Source organism: Levilactobacillus senmaizukei DSM 21775 = NBRC 103853 (assembly GCF_001592085.1).
Taxonomy (GTDB): Bacteria; Bacillota; Bacilli; order Lactobacillales; family Lactobacillaceae; genus Levilactobacillus; species Levilactobacillus senmaizukei.
Genome location: NZ_BCWD01000025.1, coordinates 19,292 through 27,726, shown reverse-complemented (window position 1 = coordinate 27,726; position 8,435 = coordinate 19,292). Strand labels below are relative to the sequence as shown.

Below are 8,435 nucleotides of genomic sequence, written 5' to 3'. Positions count from 1 at the left end.
GGCAAGCTATGGTGGCGATGTGGCACAGGCGTTAGTGTGGTGTGGCAATCATTTTATAAAGCTGAGCAACAGCCAGCGCAACGCGATTAACAAGCTGTCAGCGAAGGAACGCAACCAAGTTATCCATGAGCTGACAATGGGGTGAAATTCTTATTTTATGTAGGAGGGCATATTATAGTTACAATTAATTGGAAGGTGATTTTTTTGAAAACTAGGATAGCCGAATTAAGACATGAGTCCGGTCTAACCCTAAAACAACTTGGTGATATTCTCGACGTAAAAGACAATGCATTAAGCCAATACGAAACTGGAAAACGTACCCCACAACTAGCCTTATTGAAAGAAATTTCCAACTATTTCCATGCTTCTCTGGAATATTTAACTTACTCTAGTGATCAGCGCGATTACCCAATAGACTCTACTATGGATAAAACACGCGACACAATGAATGGCAACCAACGTATGCTGCTTAGCTATCTGGAATCGTTGGTACCAGAAGACGATGTATTGATGGGGATAGCTGAGTTTCAATCCAGATTAAGCGATTACAGCGTGCCTAAGGAAGTTTACATTGCTTTGGGTATGCTGAGCAATGTGGAGATTACTAACGTGCTACACGAGCTTACACGGCCATTTTAGATAGCAAAAAAGGGCCGCCCAGCAGCAGCCCTTACCCCAAATTAGCTTCTAAAATTAACTCTTACTCCGCGGCCAACGAACAAAACATTATGCCATTAACATTAAAGCAAACTTAAAATAAGCTTAAGATGGAGGAATGATGGGTGAAACGATCGACGATTAGAACAGTTGAGGACATCTTACGGGATTATCCTAAGATTGATAAGTACATTGAACAGTGTGAACAGGAGTTACGTTATCCGGTAACGCCGGTTGATGAGAATGTTGGCGGTGGCCGGGCGCAGAACGGATTCAACGACAGCACAGAGCGGTTAATTATCACGCTAGATGAGGACAAGCGGATTAACGCACTGAAGAAGCAGCGCCAAGTTATTGATGACTGCTTAGATGAAGTGGGTCCCGATACGCAAGCAATTATTGACGAGCAATATTTTCGGAAATATCCGCGCTATACCTTAACAGGAATGGTCGAAAATAACATGCTGAGCGTCGGTAAGTCACGAGCATATAAACTGAAAAATTTGTTTATAAAGAAGTGTGCTAAAGGATTAGGATTATACGATTTATAAAAAGTGGAAAAAACCGAGAAAATTGACCCCTAATTTGGGTGTAAATTGGTAACATAAGCGATTGATGAAATGGACGTGCATAGCTCAACGGCAGAGCAAAGAAGATACGGGTTCGACTCCCGTTGCACGTATTGGCGAGCATTACAAAATGGGAGGCGACTCCCTTCGTTTTAAACATTATTCTAGCTCGCCAAACTCCTTCATAAAATTGACCGGCCTGCATAACCGGTCTTTTGGACCTTTAACTCAGCTGGTTAGAGTAGACGGCTCATAACCGTTCGGTCGTAGGTTCGAGTCCTACATGGTCCATTGGTCAGCAACCACGGTATTGCGCACACCTAAAATGCGAGTTCTATACGCTAAGCTTAAAAGCGTAAGTCGACGGTGGTTGAAACGTGGCTGAAAATAGAAAAAGTCCACGTCAGGAGGCTCATTACCGCGTGTGGTTCGATTCCACACCAATCACATATACGATCGTCTCTAACGAGGCGGCCTTTTAGTTTGGAGGAGTAGCAATGAGAAACTATCAACGGGACAACTTAATATTCGGCCTGCTGATGGTGCTGCTCATTATTGTGTTAGGGGTGTGGCTACATGCAACACACTGAGTATGGCTACGTTAGCCCAGTAGAGAATCATTGCTATCGTGACTTAGAGCGTTGGTTGGCTGACAAGAAGAAACGTGAGCGTCGTGCTGATAAGCATGGCGCTTTTAATTTACACAAAGGTGGTGGTGATCATGCCAAGAGTAAGACGCTGCAGACAACCAGGATGCCATGCCATGGTTAACTTCCCAGACCACTATTGCAAGCAACACTATGAACATGAAGCAGAGTACCTAGCAAGCCGTGAGCGTTGGGCACGTAGCCACGATAAGCATTACACGCACAAGTACAACACGGTCACACGTAATCGTGATGACACTAAGCGTCAGCAATACAACTTCTATCGTACACGACAATGGTCACACCTAAGACAACAAGTCCTAGAACGTGACCATTACTTATGTGATTACTGTAAAGTGCAAGGCATTATCACACCTGCTAAGACTGCGGATCATATTGTACCGATTGAGTTTGATGAAACACTGAAAGCTAACGTTGATAACTTAGCTGTTATCTGCAGTAAGTGTCATAGGAGAAAGACTGATTGGGAACAGCGATACTACGGGACTGGACAAGGTAACGAGCTAAGACAAGTTGCTGAGATTACCGATGTGAGTGCCATTAATGCATTGATGAATAAGCAGTGATGCACTTAATCGCAAGGAATATCCAGGTGTAAAAATCATGATGACAAACGATGTTGCTATCTATATGACTATTGAATTAAACCCACCTAATTTAACGTTCTAGGCAGTTTATAACAATCAGGTGTAATGTATCGAGAAATAAATAAAAATCACCCCCGCCCCCTATTAACGGCCGACAAGAGCCACACATAACCCTCATTTTGTGACGCAAACGTTTTTTAAAAAATTTTAGGTAGGGGGGGATCACGCAATAATGAAAGGAGGCAGAGAAAATGAAAAAAACGGATAAAGACGTCAACAATGGTCAATTAACGCGCACACCGCCAGCTTACTTAGGACGGCAAGCTAAGGTCGTTTGGCGTCGATTAGTGCCTTTTTTAGAGGATAACACCCCAGTTAAACGCATTGATAGCGGACTTGTGGAACAATATGCTTCCCAATATGAGATTTACCGCAATGCGTATAAACATATCCAGGAAAACGGTGAAGTCCAAGCAATCTATAAAACGTTACAAGATCAGACCGGTAAAAAAATTGGTCGAGACTTCGTGGGCTACAAGCGTAATCCTATGACACAAATTTACGATTCAGCGGTTAAAAATCTGACTAAACTAGGCGCTGAATTGGGACTATCTCCTAAGTCACGTAGTGATTTGCTCAAGTTAAACTTAGATGACCACAAGGATGAGCGAAGCATTGATGAACGTATGCGAGAATTTTTAGGACAGTAAAAAAGTGAAGCAACACTAGCATTTTCTGTGAAAGGGGGTGATCTTATGAATATTGACCTTACTCAATCACACGATGTGTTAGGAGCATACCGTGGAATTGATGTTAAAAGTATTCGTGACGAATACACAGATGCAGGAACTCAGTACGCTTTAGATGTTTTAGATCAGAAGGTAACCACTGGTTATTTAATTAAGTTAGCGGCTTTTCGCCATATTCGAGACTTGCAACGACAAGGTAGCGTTGAATTTCCCTTTACTTATTCGGTTAAGAAAGTAGACCAGGTACTTAAATTTGCTTCCATCTGTCCGAACGTTGATACAGGCGAACCAACTAAGCTTATGCCGTGGCAAAAGTTCATTATGGCTATGCTGATTGGTTGGCGTAATGATAACGGTGGTAAGCGTTTTTCACGGGCTATAGTTTCAGTTTCCAGAGGCCAGGGGAAAACTGTGCTTATGGCGATTATCACTGCCTATAGTTTTTTAATTGAGTCGTTGGGACTATCTAATCAAGATTACTTAGTATCTTCTATTAATTACAAGCAAACGAGCAAAATTCTGGGCTATATTAAGTCAATGCTAGCCAAGATTGCAACGATTGAGCCATTTAAGTCGTTGATTACTGATAGTGGGCTAGATACTCGTACATTGTCGTCTCAATCTGATCAAATTGTTATGAGCAGTAATAATAACAAACTGCGAGCAATTAGTCACGAAGCCGGTCAATATGACTAGCTAGGCTCATTTCACTTTACAACTGCTGTTTTTGATGAAATTGGTGAAGTAAAAACACGACAGAAGATTTCTAAAATTGTTTCGGGCCAAGTTAAGGTGCGTAATAAGCAATTCGTTCAGATTTCAACGGCTTATCCTGACCCAACCGTGCCATTCCATGATGATGAACGCATGATTCAGCAAGCCATGGAACAGGATTACTTGCGTGATGCCGATACTTACTTAGGTCTGATTTGGGCCCAAGACAGCTTAGACGAGACGTTTAAGCCGGAAACCTGGGTAAAAAGTAATCCTTTGCTTGATTTACCAAGCCAGTATGAAGTCTTAATGAACGGGCTAACAGATAAGCGTGATTCTGACGCGCTGTCGGGCACAATTAATGACTTTCAAAACAAAAACCTGAACCTTTGGCTAGAACAATCAGTGGACAGCTTCCTCAAGTTGCCTGACGTTGAAAAAGCCATTGTGCCATCGTTTAGTTTCGATGATCGTCAAGTCTACATTGGCTTTGACTACTCAATGTTTAGTGATAATACCGCTTTGGCATTCGTGTTTCCCTATCAGGATGCTACAGGCAAGCCACGCTGGTTTATTTACCAGCATAGTTTTATTCCGTGGCAGAAAGCCGGCTCGATTGAAGCCAAAGAAAAACAAGATGGCATCAATTATCGTAATTTAGCTCAAAATGGATTTTGTACGATTAGCAGTCACCCACAAGGGCTAATTAATGATGAACAAGTCTATCAGTGGCTGCTTAACTTCGTGGATCGCCACCGGTTAGAGGTGGTCTTTTTTGGCTATGATGCCTGGGGAGCCACACCAGCTATCAAACAGCTAGAGCTTAATTCTGGTTGGCCGTTAGAAGCTATTCGTCAACGAACCAGTGAACTGAAAGACCCAACCAAGTTTTTGCAAAAGTTGTTTGTTGAAGGCTCGGTAGACCGCTTGGATGATCGAATTATGGAAAAAGCATTACTCAACGCTGAAATTTATGAAGATAAGATTGGCATTCAGGTTGATAAGGCTAAGGCTACGCTAAAAATTGATGTGGTTGATGCGTTAATTGATGCCTTATTCCAAGCCATGTATCACTTTGAAGACTTTTCAGACGTGAACAATCCTGATAAACAGGTCGAACGTATGAACGAAAAACAAGTTCTTGAATGGTTTAATAACCCGGAGTCAGGATTGCTAGGAGATGATATTAATGATTTTTAAACGCTTTTTTGCCATGATTTGGCACTATTTCGACTTTTTATGCTTCGTAAGTGCCCTAATTGTGGCGGATTACGGGGCCTTTTTATTTGGCAAGCCTTGGGGTGTCATGGCAGTAGCAGTGACACTGTTTGTAATTGGCTGGCTGTCAGAAGTGATTAACACGTCCCAGAACAAAGGAGGTGATTAAAAATGCCAGTTTTCAGACCACCTGAGATTAAGAACCAAGTGCAAAGTGTGCCCGTTGAAGATAGCGACATTGTTAATTTTTTAGCCCCCAATGGTCAACGTGATTATGTCAGTGCAACAGATGCGCTAAAAAATTCTGATATTTATTCGGTAGTCAGTCAATTATCCGGTGATTTAGCGACGGTACAGCTTAGTGCCAATATGCCACGAGCGCAAGGTATTTTGAACAATCCCAGCAACACTGCTAATGGTCATGCGTTCTGGCAATCAATGTTCGCCCAGCTTTTATTAGGCGGCGAATGTTTCGCGTACCGCTGGCGCAATCGCAACGGGTTAGATATGCGTTGGGAATACTTGCGGCCCAGTCAGGTTGAAACGTACTTGTTGGAAGACGGAAGTGGCCTAACTTATACCGTGACGTTTGATGAAACACGATTAGGTGTACGGCAATACGTACCACAGGGCGACATGATTCACATTCGGTTAACTGGTATTAACGGCGGTCAAACAGGTATTAGCCCCTTAGAAGCACTAACTAGTGAGTTGCAGATTAAGGACGCTTCCAATGACTTAACCTTAGCTGCTTTAGCACGTTCGATAAGCGCGCCTGGTGTGCTATCTATTCAGCATGGCGGCCTGCTGAGTGAAAAAATGAAAGCTAGCCGATCACGTAACTTCATGAGGCAGGTTAACACATCTAACGGTGGCCCAGTTGTAATTGATGAGCTGGAAGAATATAAGCCACTCGAGATGAAGGCTGATGTAACTAAGCTGTTAAGCCAGACTGACTGGACAAGCCGTCAGATTGCTAAAGTGTTCGGTATCCCGGATAGTTATTTAAACGGTCAAGGTGATCAGCAAAGCAACATTGACCAGATTAAAGGCATGTACGCCAATGCGCTCAACCGTTATATGCAATGTATTGTATCTGAGCTGGACAACAAGCTGAACGCGACTATCACCGCCAATTTACGGCCGGCAATCGACCCATTAGGCGATTCCTTTGCCACGACTCTATCTGGATTGGCTAAGGACGGCACAATTGCTAATAATCAAGCTACCTGGGTGCTGCAACAACTAGGATACTTCCCTGCAGATATGCCAGAAGCCATTCAACCAGCGGAAGGAGGTGGAAATAACGAAGAAGGTAATGATTAAAGGCGACGTGGTCGACAATGAGACAGCGGCGTTCTATCAATTCTTTGGTATGCCAGCTGTATCACCAGCCGGCGTGTCGGATGTGCTAGATAGCGCGGGTCCTAATGATGATGTAGAAGTTGACATTGCGTCTAACGGTGGCGACGTGTTCGCCGCTAGTGAGATCTACACGATGCTAAAAAACTATCAAGGAAATGTCGCTGTTAATGTGCAAGGATTAGCTGCTAGTGCTGCTAGTGTGATTGCGATGGCTGGCGACAAAGTCTCTATCTCACCCACAGCACAAATTATGATTCATAAAGCTTGGTCCGGCGTCCAAGGCAACGCGGACGACTTATCGCATGAGTCGAATGTGCTAGACAGCATTGATCAGTCTATTGTTGCAGCGTATGTTGCTAAGACTGGCATGGACGCTGATGATGTGCTGCAATTAATGGCTAATGAAACTTGGATGACGGCACAAGATGCAGTGGATAAAGGCTTTGCTGATGAAATTATGTTTGTCGATGATAAGCAACCTCAATTCACTAATTCAATTTCAGAGATTCCTTCTAAGGCAGCAATCAACAAATTTATGAATCTGATTTCCAAGTCACAACCCAAACATACACAACCTAAAGAAAGCCAACCTGCTAATGCACTAATGCAAAGCAAGTTGGCTATTTTGATGGGTAAAAATAAAGAGGAGGCCAACTAATGGCTACGAATATTAATAAATTAAACGATGCCTGGATTGCCCAAGGGCAAAAGGTATCGGATCTGACTGACAAGCTAAACGCGGCATTACTGGATGACAGTTTTGACGCAGATAAGTATCAAGACATGAAGACGGAGCGTGACAACGCGGCAGTACGTCGGGACGCTTTACATGAACAATTGGAAGAAGAACGTAAGGCACAAGAAATTGCCAATATGGATGATAAGAATAAGACCCCACTTGATGATAATGAAAAAGACATCAAAGCTGAGTTCATTAAGAACTTCCAAGGCATGATTAAGGGTGACCCCAAAGTTATGAACTTGGTAACTTCTTCTACCGATGAAGGTGGCAATGCGATTGGCTTAACTATTCCTCAAGATATTCAAACGGCAATTAATACGCTGGTTCGCCAATACGATTCATTACAACAGTATGTTAATCGAGAAGCTGTTACGACTCAAACTGGGTCACGAGTTTACGAAAAGTGGACTGACGTGACAGCTTTAGCTGATTTAGATGATGAAACGGCTACCATTGGTGATAATGATGATCCTAAGCTATCCATTATTAAATATACGATCCATCGGTATGCTGGCATTACCACTGCCACTAATTCGTTACTAAAGGATACAGCTGACAACATCATGGCTTGGCTATCACAATGGATTGCCAAGAAGGTTGTAGTTACTCGCAACGCTAAGATCATTGAAGCGATGAACAAGGCGCCAAAGAAGCCGACTTTAGCTAAGTTTGATGACATCATTACGATGATCAACACGGCTGTTGATCCCGCTATCAAGTCTACGTCGTTCTTAATGACAAATACGTCCGGGTTTAACGTACTGTCAGAAGTTAAGGACGCAATGGGCCGTTACTTATTGCAACCAGACCCAACACAACCTGATCGGTATTTAATCCGTGGCAAGCGGGTTGTAGAGGTGGCTGACAAGTGGTTGCCTAACGTTAAAGCTACGTCAGCAACGGCTTATCCACTTTATTATGGCGATTTGTCGCAAGCAGTAACTTTGTTTGACCGAGAAAGTACTTCCTTGTTGACTACCAATATTGGCGGTGGCGCCTTTGAAAAAGACCAAACTAAGATTCGTGTGATTGATCGGTTTGATGTGGAGCCAACGGATACCGAAGCTTTTGTTGCTGGTTCATTTGCGGCGATTGCTGACCAACCAGCGAACTTTGCAGCAGGTTCTACAACCACACCTGGTAAGTAATAATTAGTAAGGAGGTGG

Annotated in this window: 9 protein-coding genes, 2 tRNA genes and 1 pseudogene; all 12 read left to right on the top strand. The window is 43.2% G+C overall.

The window, feature by feature from the left end; translation table 11 throughout:
- The first annotated feature begins 141 nt into the window (after positions 1–141).
- The 12 genes and pseudogenes from LSE01S_RS08910 (at position 142) to LSE01S_RS08860 (ending at position 8,417) form a co-directional block, all read left to right on the top strand.
- Complete coding sequence (locus LSE01S_RS08910; RefSeq protein ID WP_218015890.1) at positions 142–639, top strand: helix-turn-helix domain-containing protein; 498 nt, start codon at positions 142–144, stop codon at positions 637–639.
- A 143-nt stretch (positions 640–782) separates the two neighbouring features.
- Positions 783–1,208, top strand: coding sequence for a DUF722 domain-containing protein (locus tag LSE01S_RS08905; RefSeq protein WP_061777282.1), 426 nt, complete (start codon positions 783–785; stop codon positions 1,206–1,208).
- Between the two features lie 73 nt (positions 1,209–1,281).
- Positions 1,282–1,339, top strand: a tRNA-OTHER gene (locus tag LSE01S_RS10970).
- Positions 1,340–1,443: 104 nt separating this feature from the next.
- Positions 1,444–1,517 (top strand) — tRNA-Ile (locus LSE01S_RS08900).
- 285 nt (positions 1,518–1,802) lie between these two features.
- A complete protein-coding gene (locus LSE01S_RS10965) occupies positions 1,803–1,997 on the top strand; it encodes a hypothetical protein (RefSeq protein ID WP_061777281.1) in 195 nt (64 codons plus the stop codon).
- Complete coding sequence (locus tag LSE01S_RS08890; RefSeq protein WP_082622385.1) at positions 1,948–2,460, top strand: HNH endonuclease; 513 nt, start codon at positions 1,948–1,950, stop codon at positions 2,458–2,460. The genes LSE01S_RS10965 and LSE01S_RS08890 overlap by 50 nt, the downstream gene beginning before the upstream one ends.
- A gap of 272 nt (positions 2,461–2,732) precedes the next feature.
- The gene (locus tag LSE01S_RS08885; RefSeq protein ID WP_061777279.1) at positions 2,733–3,191 is read left to right on the top strand and encodes a phage terminase small subunit P27 family; all 459 of its coding nucleotides are present in this window, start codon (positions 2,733–2,735) and stop codon (positions 3,189–3,191) included.
- Positions 3,192–3,236: 45 nt separating this feature from the next.
- Positions 3,237–5,144, top strand: a pseudogene (locus tag LSE01S_RS08880) (terminase large subunit).
- A complete protein-coding gene (locus tag LSE01S_RS08875; RefSeq protein WP_056962975.1) occupies positions 5,134–5,331 on the top strand; it encodes a DUF1056 family protein in 198 nt (65 codons plus the stop codon). Before LSE01S_RS08880 ends, LSE01S_RS08875 begins: the two are co-directional and overlap by 11 nt.
- Positions 5,332–5,333: 2 nt before the next feature.
- The gene (locus tag LSE01S_RS08870; protein WP_061777278.1) at positions 5,334–6,488 is read left to right on the top strand and encodes a phage portal protein; all 1,155 of its coding nucleotides are present in this window, start codon (positions 5,334–5,336) and stop codon (positions 6,486–6,488) included.
- On the top strand, positions 6,466–7,185 hold the full coding sequence (locus LSE01S_RS08865) for a head maturation protease, ClpP-related (protein WP_061777287.1): 720 nt from the start codon (positions 6,466–6,468) through the stop codon (positions 7,183–7,185). The genes LSE01S_RS08870 and LSE01S_RS08865 overlap by 23 nt, the downstream gene beginning before the upstream one ends.
- Entirely contained in the window at positions 7,185–8,417 is a 1,233-nt protein-coding gene (locus tag LSE01S_RS08860; RefSeq protein WP_061777277.1) for a phage major capsid protein, read from the top strand. The genes LSE01S_RS08865 and LSE01S_RS08860 overlap by 1 nt, the downstream gene beginning before the upstream one ends.
- The last annotated feature ends 18 nt before the right edge of the window (positions 8,418–8,435 follow it).